The sequence below is a fragment of the Arthrobacter sp. WCS2018Hpa-7 genome (genome assembly GCF_031843805.1).
GTDB lineage: Bacteria > Actinomycetota > Actinomycetes > Actinomycetales > Micrococcaceae > Arthrobacter.
Genome location: NZ_JAVTJB010000006.1, coordinates 156,705 through 173,909 on the forward strand (window position 1 = coordinate 156,705; position 17,205 = coordinate 173,909).

17 protein-coding genes and 1 pseudogene are annotated in these 17,205 nt (G+C 61.9%); 4 read left to right on the forward strand and 14 right to left on the reverse strand.

Features of this window, described 5'->3' with window-relative positions; all coding sequences use genetic code 11:
- Nucleotides 1-5: 5 nt before the first annotated feature.
- The gene (locus RQH14_RS09310; protein WP_311212992.1) at nucleotides 6-980 is read right to left on the reverse strand and encodes a dienelactone hydrolase family protein; all 975 of its coding nucleotides are present in this window, start codon (nucleotides 978-980) and stop codon (nucleotides 6-8) included.
- 240 nt (nucleotides 981-1,220) lie between these two features.
- Between RQH14_RS09310 and RQH14_RS09315 the strand changes: the two are divergent.
- Nucleotides 1,221-2,557 (forward strand): annotated as a pseudogene (locus tag RQH14_RS09315) (HNH endonuclease).
- A 59-nt stretch (nucleotides 2,558-2,616) separates the two neighbouring features.
- On the opposite strand, the gene nrdF reads toward RQH14_RS09315, so the two are convergent.
- The 4 genes from nrdF to nrdH all read right to left on the reverse strand — a co-directional run bounded on the left by nrdF (nucleotide 2,617) and on the right by nrdH (nucleotide 6,643).
- A complete protein-coding gene (nrdF, locus tag RQH14_RS09320) occupies nucleotides 2,617-3,591 on the reverse strand; it encodes a class 1b ribonucleoside-diphosphate reductase subunit beta (protein WP_011775019.1) in 975 nt (324 codons plus the stop codon).
- A 123-nt stretch (nucleotides 3,592-3,714) separates the two neighbouring features.
- Nucleotides 3,715-5,856, reverse strand: a complete 2,142-nt coding sequence (gene nrdE, locus RQH14_RS09325) for a class 1b ribonucleoside-diphosphate reductase subunit alpha (RefSeq protein WP_311213073.1) — start codon at nucleotides 5,854-5,856, stop codon at nucleotides 3,715-3,717.
- Nucleotides 5,857-5,867: 11 nt separating this feature from the next.
- On the reverse strand, nucleotides 5,868-6,338 hold the full coding sequence (gene nrdI, locus RQH14_RS09330; protein ID WP_311212993.1) for a class Ib ribonucleoside-diphosphate reductase assembly flavoprotein NrdI: 471 nt from the start codon (nucleotides 6,336-6,338) through the stop codon (nucleotides 5,868-5,870).
- Nucleotides 6,339-6,400: 62 nt separating this feature from the next.
- Nucleotides 6,401-6,643, reverse strand: coding sequence for a glutaredoxin-like protein NrdH (nrdH, locus tag RQH14_RS09335; RefSeq protein ID WP_011775022.1), 243 nt, complete (start codon nucleotides 6,641-6,643; stop codon nucleotides 6,401-6,403).
- A gap of 396 nt (nucleotides 6,644-7,039) precedes the next feature.
- On the opposite strand from nrdH, the gene RQH14_RS09340 reads away from it, so the two are divergent.
- Together RQH14_RS09340 and RQH14_RS09345 are read left to right on the forward strand one after the other, a co-directional pair.
- A complete protein-coding gene (locus tag RQH14_RS09340) occupies nucleotides 7,040-8,005 on the forward strand; it encodes a LysR family transcriptional regulator (RefSeq protein WP_311212994.1) in 966 nt (321 codons plus the stop codon).
- Between the two features lie 50 nt (nucleotides 8,006-8,055).
- Complete coding sequence (locus tag RQH14_RS09345) at nucleotides 8,056-8,562, forward strand: DUF2004 domain-containing protein (protein WP_311212995.1); 507 nt, start codon at nucleotides 8,056-8,058, stop codon at nucleotides 8,560-8,562.
- A gap of 38 nt (nucleotides 8,563-8,600) precedes the next feature.
- Here the strand turns inward: RQH14_RS09345 and RQH14_RS09350 are convergent, their stop codons facing one another.
- From RQH14_RS09350 to RQH14_RS09375, 6 genes are read right to left on the reverse strand one after another with little or no spacing between them, the layout of a single operon-like run.
- A complete protein-coding gene (locus RQH14_RS09350; protein WP_311212996.1) occupies nucleotides 8,601-9,305 on the reverse strand; it encodes a hypothetical protein in 705 nt (234 codons plus the stop codon).
- A complete protein-coding gene (locus tag RQH14_RS09355; protein WP_311212997.1) occupies nucleotides 9,302-10,327 on the reverse strand; it encodes a VWA domain-containing protein in 1,026 nt (341 codons plus the stop codon). Before RQH14_RS09355 ends, RQH14_RS09350 begins: the two co-directional genes overlap by 4 nt.
- On the reverse strand, nucleotides 10,324-11,304 hold the full coding sequence (locus tag RQH14_RS09360; RefSeq protein WP_311212998.1) for a vWA domain-containing protein: 981 nt from the start codon (nucleotides 11,302-11,304) through the stop codon (nucleotides 10,324-10,326). The genes RQH14_RS09355 and RQH14_RS09360 overlap by 4 nt, the downstream gene beginning before the upstream one ends.
- On the reverse strand, nucleotides 11,295-11,756 hold the full coding sequence (locus tag RQH14_RS09365) for a hypothetical protein (RefSeq protein ID WP_311212999.1): 462 nt from the start codon (nucleotides 11,754-11,756) through the stop codon (nucleotides 11,295-11,297). The genes RQH14_RS09360 and RQH14_RS09365 overlap by 10 nt, the downstream gene beginning before the upstream one ends.
- Nucleotides 11,746-12,675, reverse strand: coding sequence for a DUF58 domain-containing protein (locus RQH14_RS09370; protein WP_311213000.1), 930 nt, complete (start codon nucleotides 12,673-12,675; stop codon nucleotides 11,746-11,748). Before RQH14_RS09370 ends, RQH14_RS09365 begins: the two co-directional genes overlap by 11 nt.
- A 12-nt stretch (nucleotides 12,676-12,687) precedes the next feature.
- The gene (locus tag RQH14_RS09375) at nucleotides 12,688-13,695 is read right to left on the reverse strand and encodes a MoxR family ATPase (protein ID WP_311213001.1); all 1,008 of its coding nucleotides are present in this window, start codon (nucleotides 13,693-13,695) and stop codon (nucleotides 12,688-12,690) included.
- A gap of 164 nt (nucleotides 13,696-13,859) precedes the next feature.
- Between RQH14_RS09375 and RQH14_RS09380 the strand changes: the two genes are divergently transcribed.
- Complete coding sequence (locus RQH14_RS09380) at nucleotides 13,860-14,063, forward strand: hypothetical protein (RefSeq protein WP_311213002.1); 204 nt, start codon at nucleotides 13,860-13,862, stop codon at nucleotides 14,061-14,063.
- Nucleotides 14,064-14,070: 7 nt separating this feature from the next.
- Here RQH14_RS09380 and RQH14_RS09385 read toward each other — a convergent pair whose 3' ends face one another.
- The 3 genes from RQH14_RS09385 to RQH14_RS09395 are packed head-to-tail and all read right to left on the reverse strand — an operon-like array spanning nucleotide 14,071 to nucleotide 17,185.
- Nucleotides 14,071-14,943: a carbohydrate ABC transporter permease gene (locus RQH14_RS09385; RefSeq protein WP_396136290.1), complete on the reverse strand. Its 873-nt coding sequence runs from the start codon at nucleotides 14,941-14,943 to the stop codon at nucleotides 14,071-14,073.
- A 2-nt stretch (nucleotides 14,944-14,945) separates the two neighbouring features.
- Nucleotides 14,946-15,815 (reverse strand): sugar ABC transporter permease, encoded by an 870-nt coding sequence (locus tag RQH14_RS09390; RefSeq protein WP_311213003.1) that lies wholly within the window; start codon nucleotides 15,813-15,815, stop codon nucleotides 14,946-14,948.
- The gene (locus RQH14_RS09395) at nucleotides 15,812-17,185 is read right to left on the reverse strand and encodes an extracellular solute-binding protein (RefSeq protein ID WP_311213004.1); all 1,374 of its coding nucleotides are present in this window, start codon (nucleotides 17,183-17,185) and stop codon (nucleotides 15,812-15,814) included. Before RQH14_RS09395 ends, RQH14_RS09390 begins: the two co-directional genes overlap by 4 nt.
- Between the last annotated feature and the right edge of the window lie 20 nt (nucleotides 17,186-17,205).

A 17,205-nucleotide genomic window follows, 5' to 3' on the forward strand; every position in this document is an offset into this window, starting at 1 on the left:
GCGGCCTAAACGTTGTCCCTGAACCACGCCAAGGTATCGTTCCACGCTGCTGTAGCTTGGGCTTCCACGTAGCGCTCACCGGTGTCGTTGTGGAACGCATGGTCTACTCCGGGGTAGACCTTGAGCTGGTGCTTGACCTTTGAGGCGTCCAGGGCTTGCTGTAGTTGGGGCATGGCACCGGTGATGCGTACGTCGTTCTCAGCGTAGACGCCAAAGACTGCCGGCTTGATGGTGGGGACCTTGGCAAGGTCCGGTGCAGGGCCATAGAAAGCCGAGGTGGCCTTGAGCCCGCTTATTTCTGTGGACGCCTGCCACGTGATGCCGCCACCGAAGCAGAACCCGATCATGGCGATCCGGCCCCCCTCGACGAAGTCCTGGCCATTAAGATACTCGAAGGCTGCTGTGAAGTCGCCCACGTGCCGCTGGGCCCCTGCCTGCGTCAGCGCTCCGGGAACAGCATCCGGATCCATAGTCGCCGTGCCACCCTCCCGGCTGAGGAGGTCCAGCGCCAACGCTGCGTAGCCTTCCTTGGCGAAGCGCCGGGCGACGTCCTGGATGTGCGGTGTGAGCCCACGGTTTTCGTGGCAGATCAGGACGCCGGGACCTTTCTGCCCGCCCTCGGGTCGTGCGAGGTAGCCGCTGATCTCCGTCCCACCGGAATTGAAGCTGATTGTTGCTGTCGTGAGTCCTGCCGCACCCTCCGGGACAGAGAGTGGGCTCTTGGCGTTGGGAACGGCGGTGGCGGGGCCTCCCGCTGATGCGGCCGACGACGTAGGCGACGGTGTCGGCATTGGGTCAGTGGTCCTTGGAACCTCCTCCGGCGTGCAGCCCACCAACGTCATGGCCGCCGCAGCCGCGGTCATGCTTCCCATGATGAATGCCACCCGCCGGGTGAATGTTTTGTGCGACATGTCCCCCGAACGGAAGTCATCGTAGAACTCTTCGATCAAGTACTTTTCGAACTTCTCCAACTGCACCATGGCGAACCTCCCGACGATGTGGAATATCCTCCCCTGATGAGAAGACGCGGGCAAGGGTGAGACGGTTCAGACCCCTGCCGGTTGGTGTGTCCCATGGCCGTGTTCGTGGGCGATGTTAGGTCCTTGGGGCCGCTCGAAATAGTCCACTCGCGGTTCCGGGCAGCATCCGCGGAGTCCGAACTCACCCTGTCCCGGGTGAAGCCTCTCATAATGTCTGTGCCTCCTGCGAGAGTTTGAGGTATGAAGCAGATCCGGGAAAGGCAAGCGAAGACGGCGTTGTCTGCTGTGCCTCGTCCTGCTTTGTCTCAAGGGGTGGATCAGGCTGGGACCATCACAGGCGATTTGATTGGTCAGTTGCGGGTGTTGGAGGAAATGAAGTCGGCCATCGCCGGCCTGCAGGCGCAGATTGCTGTGGCGTTTGATCTGGCGCAGCGGGCTGAGCAGGCCGAGGCCGGGATGCCCGTAGCGGAGCGTGGCAAGGGTGTCGGTGCGCAGGTGGCGTTGGCACGGCGGGAATCACCCAACCGGGGCTCGAGGTTGTTGGGCCTGACCAAGGCCCTGGTGACGGAGATGCCGCGGACCTTGGCGGCGTTGAACTCGGGCCAGTTGAACGAGTGGCGCGCGACGCTGCTGGTGAAGGAGACTGCGTGTTTGTCGGTGGAGGACCGGGCCGCGGTGGATGCCGAGCTCGCCGCTGATGCCGGGACTTTCGACGGTTTCGGTGACCGGGCCTTGGTCGCTGCCGTGAAAGCGGCCGCGTACCGGCGTGATCCGCGCTCGGTGGCGCAGCGGGCCAGTCATGCCGCGACGGAGCGGATGGTGAGTCTGCGCCCGGCGCCGGACACCATGACGTATCTGACCGCGCTGCTTCCGGTGGGCCAGGGCGTCGCCGCCTATGCGGCGTTGACCCGTGCTGCTGATGCTGCCCGTTCCAGTGGGGATCCCCGGGGCCGTGGCCAGGTCATGGCCGACACCCTGGCCGAACGCCTCACCGGCACACCCGGCGCGGTGGCCGGGGTTGAACTCCAACTCGTCATGACGGACCGGACCCTGTTCCAAGGCGATGCCGAACCGGCCCGGCTCCACGGCTACGGCATCGTCCCCGCGCAGTGGGCCAGAACCCTCATCGGCGCACAAGAGCCCAGAACCCAGGTCGCGACACGCGCCGCGACAAAGCAGGATCAGGACTTCACGGTCTGGCTCCGGCGGCTCTACATCGCACCCGGGAGCGGGGACCTGCTGGCAATGGACTCCAAAGCCCGGCTCTTCCCACACCGACACCGGCGATTCATCCAAGCCCGGGACCATACCTGCCGGACGCCGTACTGCGACGCGCCCATCCGGCACATCGACCACATCGTGCCCTGGCACTTAGGCGGAACCACCACCCTGGACAACGGCGCAGGACTCTGCGAAGCGTGCAACCACACCAAGAAAACCCCGGCTGGACCGCCACACCCCTGTCCGCAGAAGCCCTGCCCGCAGACACCCACACCCTGAACATCAGCACACCCACCGGACACACCTACCAATCCAAAGCCCCACCACTACCCGGACACCGACCCTCCAGAACGTGAGCAGACACAAGAAGGGCGGGCAGCGATTGCTCGCTGCCCGCCCTCAATAAAACACAAGCCTAGAACTCCCAGTCCTCATCCTCCGTGTTGACGGCCTTGCCAATCACGTAGGAGGAACCCGAGCCGGAGAAGAAGTCGTGGTTCTCGTCGGCGTTCGGGGACAGTGCCGACAGGATGGCCGGGTTCACGTCGGTGACGGAAGCCGGGAACATGGCCTCGTAGCCGAGGTTCATGAGGGCCTTGTTGGCGTTGTAGTGCAGGAACTTCTTGACGTCTTCGGCCAGGCCGACTCCGTCGTAGAGGTCGTGCGTGTACTGGACTTCGTTTTCGTACAGCTCGAAGAGGAGCTCGAAGGTGTAGTCCTTGATTTCCTGCTTGCGGGCCTCGGAAACCTTCTCCAGGCCCTTCTGGAACTTGTAGCCGATGTAGTAACCGTGCACGGCCTCGTCACGGATGATGAGGCGGATGAGGTCGGCCGTGTTCGTGAGCTTGGCGCGCGAAGACCAATACATGGGCAGGTAGAAGCCCGAGTAGAACAGGAAGCTCTCCAGCAGAGTTGAGGCAACCTTGCGCTTCAGGGGATCGTCGCCCTGGTAGTAGTCCATGACGATCTGCGCCTTTTTCTGCAGGTTCTCGTTCTCGAGGGACCAGCGGAAAGCGTCGTCAATCTCCTTGGTGGAGCACAGGGTGGAGAAGATGGACGAGTAGGACTTGGCGTGCACCGACTCCATGAAAGCGATGTTGGTGTACACAGCTTCTTCGTGCGGGGTAATGGCATCCGGGATCAGCGAAACAGCGCCGACCGTGCCCTGGATCGTGTCCAAGAGCGTGAGGCCGGTGAAAACGCGCATGGTGAGCTGCTGCTCGTCCGGCGTCAGGGTGTGCCACGACTGGACGTCGTTGGACAACGGCACCTTCTCCGGGAGCCAGAAGTTGTTCACCAACCGGTTCCAGACTTCCACGTCCTTGTCGTCCTGGATCTTGTTCCAGTTGATGGCCTCGACGTGTGTCAGCAGCTTGACCTTTTCGGTCATTTCATCCCCTTTAAGCGATGGTTTTTCTTGAGATAAGCCTACGACGGCGGGTGGTGGCCCGCCGTCGTAATCTTTAGTTTTGAATGCGGCCAAGGCCGCGATTAGCCAACCAACGAAGATTGACTAGAGCGCACAGCTGACGCAGCCCTCAACCTCGGTCCCTTCGAGGGCCATCTGGCGGAGACGGATGTAGTAGAGGGTCTTGATGCCCTTGCGCCATGCGTAGATCTGCGCCTTGTTGATGTCGCGTGTGGTGGCCGTGTCTTTGAAGAACAGCGTCAGGGACAGGCCCTGGTCCACGTGCTGCGTGGCAGCTGCGTAGGTGTCAATGATCTTCTCGTAGCCGATTTCGTAGGCATCCTGGTAGTACTCCAGGTTGTCGTTGGTCAGGTACGGAGCCGGGTAGTAGACGCGGCCGATCTTGCCTTCCTTGCGGATTTCGATCTTGGCGGCCACAGGGTGGATGGAAGACGTGGAGTTGTTGATGTAGCTGATGGAACCGGTGGGCGGAACGGCCTGGAGGTTCTGGTTGTAGATGCCGTGCTCCATGACCGAAGCCTTCAGCTCGCGCCAGTCATCCTGGGTGGGGATGTGGTGGCCGGCGAAGAGTTCGCTGACGCGGTCTGTCTCCGGAACCCATGCCTGCTCGGTGTACTTGTCGAAGAACTCGCCGGAAGCATAGGTGGACTTCTCGAAGCCGCCGAACGTCTGGCCGGTCTCAATAGCGAGACGGTTGGAAGCGCGCAGAGCGTGGAACAGCACCGTGTAGAAGTAGATGTTGGTGAAGTCCAGGCCCTCTTCGGAACCGTAGTGGACGTGCTCGCGGGCCAGGTAACCGTGGAGGTTCATCTGTCCGAGGCCGATCGCGTGGCTCTGGGCGTTGCCCTGGGCGATGGACGGCACCGAGTTGATGTAGGACATGTCGGACACAGCGCTCAGGGCGCGGATGGACGTCTCAATGGAGCGGCCAAAGTCCGGCGAATCCATGGTCTTGGCGATGTTCATGGAACCAAGGTTGCAGGAAATGTCCTTACCCACGGTTTCGTAGCTGAGGTCCTCGGCGTAGATGGACGGCGAGGAAACCTGCAGGATCTCCGAGCACAGGTTGCTCATGGTGATCCTGCCATCGATCGGGTTGGCCCGGTTCACCGTGTCTTCGAACATGATGTACGGGTAGCCGGACTCGAACTGGATCTCCGCGAGGGTCTGGAAGAATTCGCGGGCGCTGATCTTGGTCTTCTTGATCCGGGAATCGTCAACCATCTCGTAGTACTTCTCGGTCACCGAAATATCGGAGAACGGAACGCCATAGACCTTTTCAACGTCATACGGGGAGAAGAGGTACATGTCCTCGTTCTTCTTGGCGAGCTCGAAGGTGATGTCCGGAACCACAACGCCCAAGGAGAGCGTCTTGATACGGATCTTCTCGTCAGCGTTCTCACGCTTGGTGTCCAGGAAGCGGTGGATGTCCGGGTGGTGGGCGTGCAGGTACACGGCACCTGCACCCTGGCGGGCACCGAGCTGGTTGGCGTAGGAGAAGCTGTCTTCGAGGAGCTTCATCACGGGGATGACGCCGGAGGACTGGTTTTCGATCTGCTTGATCGGAGCGCCGTGTTCACGGATGTTGGTGAGCGAGAGTGCCACACCGCCGCCACGTTTGGAGAGCTGGAGCGCGGAGTTGATGGCGCGGGCGATCGACTCCATGTTGTCTTCGATGCGGAGCAGGAAGCAGGAGACGAGCTCGCCGCGCTGTGCCTTGCCGGCATTGAGGAAGGTGGGGGTAGCCGGCTGGAAGCGGCCGTCGATGATCTCGTCGACGAGGCGGTTGGCCAGATCTTCGTCGCCGCGGGCCAGGTGCAGGGCAACCATGCAGACGCGGTCTTCGTAGCGCTCCAGGAAACGCTTGCCGTCGAAGGTCTTCAGCGTGTAGGACGTGTAGAACTTGAAGGCGCCGAGGAAGGTCTCGAAGCGGAACTTCTTCTTGTAAGCGCGGTTGAAGAGGTCGCGGATGAAGTTCATCGTGTACTGGTCGAGGGTCTCGCGCTCGTAGTACTGGTTTTTCACCAAGTAATCGAGCTTCTCTTCCAGGTCATGGAAGAACACCGTGTTGTTGTTCACGTGCTGCAGGAAGTACTGGTGCGCAGCTTCACGGTCAGCTTCGAACTGGATCTCGCCGTTGGGGCCATACAGGTTCAGCATGGCGTTGAGCTCGTGATAACCCAAGCCCTTGAAAGCCTCAGGCAGCGGCTTCTTGACCGTGTCCACAGCGCCCCCGGTTACTTCTGTTTCTGCGACAGTTGTGTCCAAAACTTTTCCAGCCCTTCGTTGACCCGCTGAACGTCTTCCGGCGTCCCCATGAGTTCAAATTTGTAAAGATGCGGCACCTTGCACTTGACGGAGATGATGTCCCCCGCTGCGCAGTAGTTGTCCGCGAAATTGGTGTTCCCTGCTCCGATAACACCGCGGATCAGTTCCCTGTTCCTGGGATCGTTGAGAAATCTGATGACTTGCTTCGGCACCGAACCCTCGCCGTTGGTTCCGCCGTACGTGGGCAGTACAAGGACGAAGGGTTCGAGGGCCTGAAGCGGAGCATCCTGGGCGTAGAGCGGGATGCGTGCCGCATCCGTACCCAGTTTCTGGACGAATCGTTTGGTGTTCTCGGAGGTCGAGGAAAAGTAGATGAGGTGACTCCTCGTGGTCACAGCTTCCGCAGCATCGCGTACGGGTGCCGCTGCCAGCGGTGCCATGGGAGTCACCTCGACTACATAGGAATTCTTAGTGTGCTGTGGTGGCGAAGTTTGAATGAAACTTAGGCCACGGAGGAAACGGCCTGGGCCAGTTCCTCGATCTTGTCCGGGCGGAAACCAGACCAGTGGTCCTGCTCGGTGACGACAACCGGAGCCTGCATGTAACCCAGTGCCTTGAGGCGCTCAAGGGCCTCGGCGTCCTGGGAGATGTCGACACTCTGGTAGGCAATGCCCTTCTTGTCGAGTGCCCGGTAGGTTGCGTTGCACTGAACACAGGCCGGCTTCGTGTAAACCGTTACGGTCATGATCCCTGTCCCCTTAGTTGAAGTCTGTCGCTCTTCGTATCTGGCGGGCTCAACCGGAACTAGCTACTGAATCCGATACCGGCCCGCGGGCTGCCGTGACAGCCAACACGCTCTGATTTTGTCTTGTGCTGGTTTCCCGCTCAATCCGTAAATCGATACTACATGTAGTGCAAGCGTCGAACTGGAACCCCAAGATGATGTATTACAAGTATGTCATTCAATCCACCGCTCGTCCACAGGCGAGGGCCCTCAAAATGTCCGTGATTCCGCCAAATTGAGAGATGTCATCCACACCCTGTGGACTACTTAGCCACATTTAATCTCCAGCGTGTCGCCGGGATACGGCGTGTCGTGACACTTTGAAAATGTGGCGTGGCGAACAGCTAAAATCTGCTGATGGTCAATCTCCTCCACCTCCGGACGCTCATGGAGGTAACCCGTTTGGGTTCCTTTGCTGCTGCCGCCGCCCAGCTTGGCTACACAGCCTCGGCAGTCTCCCAACAGATGGCGGCGCTGGAACGCGATACCGGCGTCGAGCTTTTCCAACGCTCTGCCCGGAGCGTTGTTCCCACGGAAGCTGCCGTGACCATGACCCGGCACGCATCGAAGGTACTGACCGACGTCGAGGCCCTCATGGCTGCGGCTTCACGAAACAACGACTCCCCCCCGCAGGAACTGAGGCTGGGCATCTTCCCCAGCCTTGCCACCTACGTGTTGCCGGAGATCCTCCGGAACGATCGGTGGAACGGACTGGGCATTGAGCTCCGCGTCTCCGTGGCGGAACCCGCCCAAACCATCCAGGGCCTGCGCAGCGGCGGCGAACTGGATGTGGCGCTGGTCTACCAAGTGGGACAGTCCGGACTGGCCTGGCCGCACTCCCTGGAACGGCAGTGGATCGGGGACGACGACTTCAGGGTGGTGCTGCCGGCGTCCTGGAAAATCCGGGAGGACGCCGAGATAGAAGCCGCTCACCTGTCCGACATGCCATGGATCGTCCACCACCCCGGAACCAGCGACGCCCTCGTGATTGAGCGCCTGTTCGCCAGCTGCAACCTCCACCCACGGGTGGTGGCCTACAGCGACGACTTCCACGCCAGCCTGGAGATGACCGCCGCCGGCCTGGGTGCCTCGCTGGTACCCGAACTGGCACTCCGCAACCGGCCATCCGGCGTCGTTGTCCTTGACGTCCCGGACATTCGGCTGGCGCGTAATGTCTTCGCCCTGCTCATTAACGAAAAGCGGACGGCGCAAGTGCAGTTGTTCACACAACTGCTGGCCGACACCCTCCGGGAGACATCGGGTAAGAGCGGACTTCACCCCCTGAAAACCGCGCCTGTCAAGGGTCCGCAACGGCGCAGGTGAAATATCCCCAAGTGCTGGAACCCGCCGGTTGATGGGGTTAGATTGATCACATGGGCAAGGTAGCGAGCAAACATTTTGGGGAGATCGAGCTCAACCACGGGCGTGAACATTGCTTCGTCGCGAGACACGAACTCGCCGGCAACCAGCTGGAACTGGACCTCAATGTCACCGCGCACGACCACTTCGATGAGGCCGCCATGCGCAAGGTGGATTACAGGCTGCGCTTCCTGCCCGAACTGGTGGACCAAGTCAGGGAAATGATTGCCGACGAGCTTGACCAGGACGGCACCAATCCCCAACAGTTCCTGCATTTCCACAGCTCACAGCTCAAGGACGAGCAGCTGGAATCGGTGTTCGGCGTCCGGGACAAGGGCCAACTGACCAATGATGTGTTCCTGAAGGCCCTCAAGCTCGGCCACGTCGCCATCTACCCCGGACAGCCGGAACGGTATTTTGTCCTGGACTTCACCCTCGGATCTCATTTCACTGACGAGCTCCTGGTAGTCGCGGCTGACGAAGACGGCGTGGTGGACGACGAAATCCTCTGGGAGTCGTAAACAGCTTTAACAGCGAACGACGGCGGCCGGTGAAAGGTTCACCACGGCCTGTCCACACGCGGGCCATCGTCAGGACTCCGCAGATATTCTCCACGTTCCTGCCCCTCCGAGCGTTCCCGTTGGGCTCGTTGCGCGCTCTCCTCCAACTCTTTGAGCTGTTCCTGTGGCGGCGTGGCCGGGGATTCGCCGGAAGGCTGTTGCGCCTTGCCGCTTTGGGAATTTCCCTCGGCAATTTTGTTCGTGAGCCGGTCCTCTGCGGCGGCAAGGGCGGCGCCCTCCCCCGCGGTGTTCGCGGGACCGTCAGCACGGCATTGCGGCGGCGATGCCTCCGCGGCAGCAAGACCTTCGGTAAACAGCCGGGCGGCAGCGTCCCCGCCCCCTGCCGCGTCCCCCAATTTCTCGATGCTCAGGACAAGGTTGACCCGGACTTTGCACTCGTCATCACCGGGGCCAAGCCGCAAAGCGGTCTCAAAGTCTTCCCGTGCAGCAGCGAAGTCACCCCCCAGCACCTGGGCGTCCCCGGAGGCGAACGGTGCCTTGTGCGGCTCCACGAAGTTCACTGCATGCAGCCAGGAAGCAGCCCGGGCCACCTCACTTTCCTGACCGGCAAGGTAGGACTCCGCGGCTGTACCACCCAAGACGCCCACGCTGAGGAGTTTCGCGGCAACTGCGAGCACCAGCAAGGCCGGTGGCGCGGACCACAGCGCAAGCCGGAGTCGCCGTCGTCGTGCATTGTGGGTCATGGTGTGCGCTCCTTTGCTGCTGCAGGGCGGAGGTTCAGGAGTGCGGCGAGGTGGCGCAGTGGTTCGTGGAGTACCAGCAGGAAGGCAGCCAGGGCGAGCAGCCAGTAGAGCTCAATGCGTCCGGGGGTGTCCGCGTCGCTGATGGTGAGCGCACCTGGCTGGGCCTTGCCGAGCATGTCCGACGGCGGCTCTGTCCCGGTCCGGTGTGCGTAGGGGAGGCGGAGTTGGTCGGCGATGGTGCGGAGTTGGTCTTCGTCGATGCGTGAAACGGCGTCCTGCGCGGTGTCGGAGCTGCGGTCCGTGAGGTAGCCGGCGTCGGCATCCGGGGTTTCCTTCATGCGTCCGCCCTGAGGGGTGCCGTATCCGAGGACTGCTCCCCCGGCTACGTTGGCGGCGTCCAGTGCCGGAGGCTGCTCGGCGCTGGTGTTTTCGCCATCGCCGGCGTAGAAGACCAAAGCGGGCCGGCCAGGGTGTTGCTCCTTGGCTGCAGCAAGCCGATCTTTGAGTAGCTGTGCTGCACCGGTGACGCTGCTTCCCTTGGCGTATCGGGCGTTTTGGGGTTGCAGTGTGGTCATGGCAGTCTGCAGCGCGGTGGCGTCACGGGTGAGGGGCATGCGGACGGCGGCTTTGTTGTCGAAGGTGATCAGGGAGAATTTGGCACCGGCGAGCTCCTTGGCTATCGCCATGACATCGCGTTGGACCCCTGCCAGACGGGTATTGGAGCCGTTGTAGTCTTCGGCTGCCATGCTGGTGCTGGTGTCCACCACGAAGAAGACGTCCATCTCCGCGGTGGCGGTGGTGGCCTGTCCACCGGGCCAGCCCGGCCGGAGCATGGCCAGGAGCAGAAGCACGACGGCGGCACTCCGCAACGCTGCCGGCTTCGCGTTCCGTGGCGGTTGGCTCCGTCCAGGCTGGCCCGGTTTCCACGGTCTCCTCCGCGTCAATGCCAGCACAGTGAACACCAGCACGGCGGCGACGGCCAGGATCAGCAGGGGCCACGGGATGACCGGGGCGAAGGTCATGGTTCCAGCCTCCAGCCAAGTACCAGCATGCCCGTTCCAGCAACCAGGGCGATCCCGAGCGGCCAGGCGGGAGCATCGGCTGCCACCGCCTGAGGAGCTGCACGGTAGCTGGTGGCTTCTGTCTCCTGCACTTTCCCTACGATGCCCGGCACGGCCTCAGCGCTGTCCACGGTGAAGTAGGAGCCCTCGGTGCGCTCAGCGGCAGCCCTGAGTTGGGCACCGGGTTCATCAGGTTGGTTGCCGTAGTCCATGTCGCTGGGGTTCAGTGCGTAGACTTTCACTTTTTTGTCGGCGGCCAGGGCTGCCGCTTCCTCCAGGCCGAAGATCGGCTCGCCGGAGAGGAAATTATCGGTCGCCAGCACCATGGACCGCGAGCGCTGGGCATCGGCGGCGCCTGTGTCATCGGGAAAGCTCTGCACGCAGGACGCCAGTCCGTCGCCGATCAGTGAGGAGCCCGCACCGTTCCAGGTGCCGTCGAAGAAGGATCCTGCCCCGCTGTCCAAGGCTTCCTTCGCTTCGGCGAGCTGTTCGGCGGCGTAGTCGTAGTCGTCGGTGAGGGGAAAGAGTTGCACGCTGCTGCTGTCGAAGATGACCATGCCGATCCTCTCGCCGTCGAATTCCTTGGCGAGTTCCTGGAACACGGTGGCTATGGCGGCGTCGGTACTGGTCATGGATCCGGACACGTCCAGGCAGAGCACGATGTCCCTGTTCCGGATTTCCGGTTGTTCCGTGGTGCGCAGGATGGGCCTGGCGGCGGCTGTGGCGGTGGCGGCGAGGAATACGGCACCCAGAATGACTGCCACCATCAGCCGCAGGCGGTACCTGCGTAGTGCGTGCTGGTACTCCGGCAGGTCGGTCAGGCGGTCACCGTGCGCGATGGGCCGGGCCTGTGGAGGACGACGACGGCGGTACAGCCAGGCGTTGATGGCCACCGCTGCTGCGGTCAGGGGAAGGATCCACCAGTAGCTCAGTTCCATCCGATCACCACTTGGCGTGCAGCCTCCGCTGAGTGCCCCACGGGGTGGATGGGCACACGGGCGAATTCGTTGGGGTAGATGCCTGCGATTCCTTCAGCAAGGTTCTCGAGTCCTTGGCGGCGGAGGTCGTCCAGCGTCATGGACGTGACGGGCAGCCCTGTGGCTGTCCCGGCGAACTCCCGCACGAGGAAGCTGAGTCTTTGATGGGCGTCGCGCACTGGTATTCGTCCGGCGTCGGCGTCTTCTGCTGTGGCGTTGATGGCCGTCAGGCACGCGGAGCGCAGGGCGTCCAGGTCCTGATGTTGCGGTCTTTGTCCGGCTGGCGGTCTCCGGCGGGCGGGACGGAAGATCCAGGCGTACCAGGCACCCACCACCAGGACCAGCAGCAGGCCGGCCCAGAGCCATTGTGGCTGATACTGCAGCGGCGCGAAGAAGCCGGCATCATCCTGCACGGTTGCCACCCCCAGCGGCACCCCTGGCAGTTGGTGCACCCGAACGGTGCTTCTCAAGAAGTGCAAAGACGGCAGGCAAGAGGTCCGCGCTGCCTGAGGTTTGTTCCTCGGCTATGCCCAGCCGGCGGAAGATGGAGCTGCGGTGTTCGCCGCGTTCCACCATGGCAGCTTCATAGGCAGCCTGGATCTTGCTGTCGGCGGCCAGCGGCAGAGGAATTCCCTGCCCCGTGCCCACATCCATACTGTTCGTGGCACCTTTGTCTGCCACCGGTGTGAGGTTCGCGTCCCGCACGGTAAGCCAAAGGACTTCGTGCCTGCCTCGAAGCCTGCGCATCAGGCCCTCAGTACGGGCATCGGGCATGAACTCATCCGCGACGGCAACAACCAGCAAGCGTCCCTTCAGGTATCTCAGGACATAGTCCAGTTGCTCCGCGAGGGAACTGGCAGGCCCGTCCAGGCCGACGCTCGCATCAAGCTCCTGCAGCAAGCGTTCCAAGTGCTCCTCGCCGCTGCGGGGCGGTACATACCGGGTTGTGGTCCCGTTACCGTGCAGGAGGCCGACGTCGTCACCGTGGCGACACGCCAGATACCCCAGCACTCCGGCTGCCTGCACAGCGATGTCCTTCTTGGACTCACCGGACAAAGCCTCGGCAGCCATGGTGCGGCCGGTATCGACGAGCAACAGCACCGAGTGCCGGCGAACTGCCACATACCTTTTGACCAAGGGCGATCCGTGCCGTGCGGTGGCTTTCCAATCAATGTCCCTGACTTCATCTCCGGGAACATAGGCCCGCAGCTCATCAAAGTCCAGGCTGCGGCCTTTGAAAACGGAGCCGTATTCGCCGTCGAGCAGGGTCAAAGTTCTCCGGTGGGCGAAGATGAACATCTTCGACTTCACCCGCCGAAGCAGGCTGGGCACTGGCAATCCCCGCTACGGTGTCTGGACAGATGCCACGACGGCATCAATGACGGTTTCCACCGGGACACCTTCAACCACAGCCTCGAACCCGAGAATGATGCGGTGCCGCAGGATGCGGTGGGCAAGGCTTTTGACGTCTTCGGGAATCACGTGGTCACGGCCATTGAGCAAGGCAAGGGCCCTGGCTGCCTGGCTGAAGGCAATGCTGGCCCTGGGACTGGCGCCGAACTCCACAAGGTTGGCGAGCTTGGGCTCCAGATACTGGGAAGCATTGCGGGTGACGTAGGCGAGGCCCACGATGTACCTGACGATGGCGGGGTCAATGTAGACCCGTCGCACGAGGCCCTGGACCTGGACCACGGCATCCAGTGAGGCAGCAGCCGGCGGCTTCTGGTCGGCATCGAACACACCGGCGTCAATCCGGCGGATGACTTCTGCTTCCTCGGCCGGGCTCGGGTAGTCCAGGACGTCCTTGAGCATGAAGCGGTCCATTTGGGCTTCGGGGAGCCGGTACGTCCCTTCCTGCTCGATGGGGTTCTGCGTAGCCAGCACCAGGAACGGCTGCGGCAGAGGGTAGGACTCGCCACCGATGGACGTCTGCCGTTCCTGCATGGCCTCCAGCATGGCACTCTGGGTCTTCGCGCTGGATCTGTTGATCTCATCCAGCAGCACGATGTTGGCATGGACCGGGCCCAACTGGGTGACGAATGTTCCTTTGGCAGCATCGAAAATCTGCGTGCCTGCGATGTCGCTGGGCAACAGGTCCGGAGTGCATTGGATCCGGCGGAACTCTGCGCTGACCGATTCCGCGATGGCCTGGGCCGCCGTGGTCTTGGCAAGGCCCGGCACACTTTCAAGCAGCACATGGCCGCCCGTCAACAACCCGATGACCAACGTCTCACGAAGCCTGGCCTGGCCCACCACTTTGTTCTCAAAACTCCGGATGATGCTGCCGACGAGTTGTTGGGCACGGGCTATGTCCGGTGCATCGATTCCGGCCGTGGCTGTGGTCTGTTGCACTCGTGGTCCCCTCGCTGGCGTGTCTGTCTCCCGGCAGGCTCCGGAACCCGATGCCGGGCACCGGATGCTTCCGCCTCCATGGGCCACTCTATCCAAGCCCTCCCTGTTCAGGGCCGCAATGGGGACCCCTCCCCATGCAGCCCTTCGAGGTCTATCCTTTTGCCATGCATCAGCTACCAGCCGCCTATCAGAAGTACCTCGCCTCCCAGGACCAGCACGTCATCGACGCCGTTCGGCCCGTTCTCCTGCAATCAGCCGCCGACGAACGCCACGGGGTCCGGATCACTTTCAACCGGGGACCCACCGGCCACCAAGCCCACCTGGACGAATCCATCCCCTACGGCGAGATCATCGAGGACATCGACTGAGCGCCGGCTACCCCTTCATGGCTCCAGACAGGGCAAAAGAGTTCCCCATGCCCCGGGAAACCAGCGCGTAGAGCAGGAGCACCGGGACCGAATAGAGGATGGAAAAAGCAGCCAACTGGCCGTAAGCGATTGCTCCGTGCTGGCCGAAGAAACTGAAGATCGACACCGCCGCCGGCTGCTTGCCCGGTGACAACAACAGGATGAAGGGCACAAAGAAGTTTCCCCACGCCTGGATGAAGACGAAGATAAACACCACACCGAGCCCCGGCCTCATCAGCGGCAGGACAATGGTGCGCAACGCCGTCATGGCTGACGCCCCGTCCATCCAGGCAGCCTCCTCCATTTCCAAGGGAACCGAGTCCATGAAGTTCTTGGTCATCCAAATCGCCATGGGCAAAGTAGTGGTTGCCATGAAGAAAATGGTGGCCGCCATGGAATCCAACAATTGAAGTTGGACGAACAGCCCATACACGGGCACCATAATGGCCGTGACCGGCAACGAGGTGCCGAACAGCACCGTGTACATGAACGGCTTGTTGAACCGGGACTGGTACCTGGACAACGGATACGCGGCCAGCACGGCAGCAAGAAGGTTCACCACGGCCGTACCGGCAGACAACCACAAGCTGTTGGCCAACGGCTGAAACAACAGCTCAGGAGTCAGCACCGCACTGAAGTTGGCGATCGAAGGCCCCGATGGCACCTTGGTCTGGTATCCGGCCTGGGGATCGACGGCGGCCAGCAGCAACCACAATAGAGGCGCCACAAAGCAGACTCCGATCACGGCAAGGGCGATATCCGCACCCAGCCGGGCCCTGGAACGGGAGGTGCCACCCGTCGTCGTACGTGTTGTCTTGTCCTGCGCCCGCAGTCCCCTAATGGTCACGGGCGCCGCTCCCTCAGGAGCCGAACGTAGACGGCACCGAACACCATGCCCAACAGGATCAGGACCGAGGCCACCGCTGTTCCATAGCCGATGTCGCCAAACTTGAACGCCTCCTGGTACGCCAGGACCGGCAAGGTAGTGCTGGCGTTGGCCGGACCGCCTGCCGTCATCACCCAGATGAGGGTGAAAACGGCCAGTGTCTGGAGGGTAATCAACATCAGGTTGGTGGTGATACTGCTCCGGATCAGCGGCAGGGTAATGAACGTGAGCCTCTGCCACCCCCGGGCGCCGTCCATGAGCGCGGCCTCGGAAATGTCCCGTGGCACGTCCGCCAAAGCAGCCCGGTACACCAGCATGGAGAACGCGGTGCCGCGCCAGGTGTTCGCCAGGATGATCGCCACCAGGGGGAACGAATACAGCCAGTCCACGCCGTGGAGACCGACGATGCCCACCACTTGGTTCAGGGTTCCGTCCCGGTTGAAGTAGGCATAGGCGGCAAACGCGGCCACAATTTCCGGAAGCACCCAGGCCGCAACAACTGCTGTACCCACTATTGAAGAGACCACCTTGCCTGAACGCGTCATCAACAGCGCAATCAGCAGGCCCAGCACATTCTGACCCACCACCGCAGACGCCGCGACAAAGACCACTGTCAGCCAGGCCGACAGCGGGAACGAGTCGTCGCTGAACATCCGGGCATAGTTATCAACGCCCACCCACTGCGGGTCCTGCGCTGCTTTGCCCGTCAACGCAGCATTGGTGAACGACGCGTAAAACGACCAAGCCACCGGGGCCACGAGGAAAAGCACGAGCAGGAGAATCGACGGAACTACCGGAAGGTGCCGCAGAACGCGGCGGATGGTCATTTCTCCAGGACCTTGTCCTCACCCACAAGCTTCCGGACGGTGGCATCGTATTCTGCTGCGGCGTCCTCGGGGCTTTGCTTGCCGGTTATCACTGACTCCGTAGCCACTTGGACGGCGGTGGAAATCTTCGGATAGTCAGCAGTGGCGGGCCGGTAATGCGTCACGGCCACCAGGTCTGAGACATCCCTGACGAACGGGTTGGCTGCCAAATAATCAGCTTCCGCGGCGACATCGGTCCGGACGGCAATCTGCGAATTGTTGATGTCGTAAGCCAACGCGTTCTTCTTGTTCAGTGCAGTGGTGAGGAACTGGAAGGCAAGGTCAGGGTTCTTGCTCTTCGCACCCACCGCAAGTGTCCAGCCGCCGGACATGCTGACACCTCCGGGCTCCTGTCCATTCCTGGTGGGGAACATCGCGACGCCCATGTCCTGCTCATACCCTGCCCACTCGTAGGCCCCGCCCTTTTGCCAGAACGACGGCGTATAGGAACCTTCCACGGTGGCCGCCAGTTTGCCTTGCGGGAACCACTCGCCAAAGACCTTCTTCCAGACGTTGGCATCCAAGGCCTCGGCCGGGCTCACTGCGAGTTTTTCGTCGTAGAGGGTCTTCAAGAACGCCAGCGAGTCAGTAAACCCCTGGGAACCGACCACCCACTTCTTGGCGTTCTCGTCATACAACGTGCTGTCTGTCCCGTAGAGGAGCTCATAGAAGCCCTGCATGACTGTGCCTTCGCCAGTCCCCTTGCCTGCGTACATGTTGAAGGCGATCACGTTGGGGTCGGAGGCCTTCACGGCACGGGCCGTGGTAAGGATGTCATCCCAGGTCTGAGGCTGCCATGGCAAGGAAATGCCCGCCTTTTGAAGGACTGACTTGTTGTACCAAATGGCTCTGGTGTCCGTACCGAGCGGCACCGCATAAATTCCGCCATCATCTGCCCGGCCGGCCGCTTTGGCGGCTTCGTTGAACAGGGACCAGTCATCCCACTTCTCAAGGTAGGCATCAAGCTTAAGGAGGTACCCGGCGTCGACGTCCGAACGGACCTTGAACGTGTCCTCGTAGAAGACATCCGGCGCCGTGTCCGCGGAACGCTGCGCGAGGGCAAGCTTGGTTCCGTAGTCGTCATCATTGGCCTGGATGGGCTGAAGCTCAACGGCAACCCCGGAGTTTGCGGCTTCGAACTCCTTCTTGGCGTCCTGCATGACGGCGTCGAGGGCAGTAAAAGCATCCGTTTTCTGATAAACAATCTTCAGCGTCTTGTCCCCGGCCGCATCAGGCGTCGGCGAACAGGAGCTTGCTCCCACAACTACGGCGGCGACTGAAGCGATGGCGGCAAACTTCGCCGCCACGTGCTTCAAGCCGGCTAACTTCATTGGGCGGCCCATGGTGCTCC

Coding starts and splice junctions, on each gene's coding strand:
- RQH14_RS09310 (WP_311212992.1), bottom strand. CDS start 980: ATGGTGCAGTTGGAGAAGTTCGAAAAGTACTTGATCGAAGAGTTCTAC.
- nrdF (WP_011775019.1), bottom strand. CDS start 3,591: ATGACCGAAAAGGTCAAGCTGCTGACACACGTCGAGGCCATCAACTGG.
- nrdI (WP_311212993.1), bottom strand. CDS start 6,338: ATGGCACCGCTGGCAGCGGCACCCGTACGCGATGCTGCGGAAGCTGTG.
- nrdH (WP_011775022.1), bottom strand. CDS start 6,643: ATGACCGTAACGGTTTACACGAAGCCGGCCTGTGTTCAGTGCAACGCA.
- RQH14_RS09340 (WP_311212994.1), top strand. CDS start 7,040: ATGGTCAATCTCCTCCACCTCCGGACGCTCATGGAGGTAACCCGTTTG.
- RQH14_RS09345 (WP_311212995.1), top strand. CDS start 8,056: ATGGGCAAGGTAGCGAGCAAACATTTTGGGGAGATCGAGCTCAACCAC.
- RQH14_RS09350 (WP_311212996.1), bottom strand. CDS start 9,305: ATGACCCACAATGCACGACGACGGCGACTCCGGCTTGCGCTGTGGTCC.
- RQH14_RS09355 (WP_311212997.1), bottom strand. CDS start 10,327: ATGACCTTCGCCCCGGTCATCCCGTGGCCCCTGCTGATCCTGGCCGTC.
- RQH14_RS09360 (WP_311212998.1), bottom strand. CDS start 11,304: ATGGAACTGAGCTACTGGTGGATCCTTCCCCTGACCGCAGCAGCGGTG.
- RQH14_RS09380 (WP_311213002.1), top strand. CDS start 13,860: ATGCATCAGCTACCAGCCGCCTATCAGAAGTACCTCGCCTCCCAGGAC.
- RQH14_RS09390 (WP_311213003.1), bottom strand. CDS start 15,815: ATGACCATCCGCCGCGTTCTGCGGCACCTTCCGGTAGTTCCGTCGATT.
- RQH14_RS09395 (WP_311213004.1), bottom strand. CDS start 17,185: ATGAAGTTAGCCGGCTTGAAGCACGTGGCGGCGAAGTTTGCCGCCATC.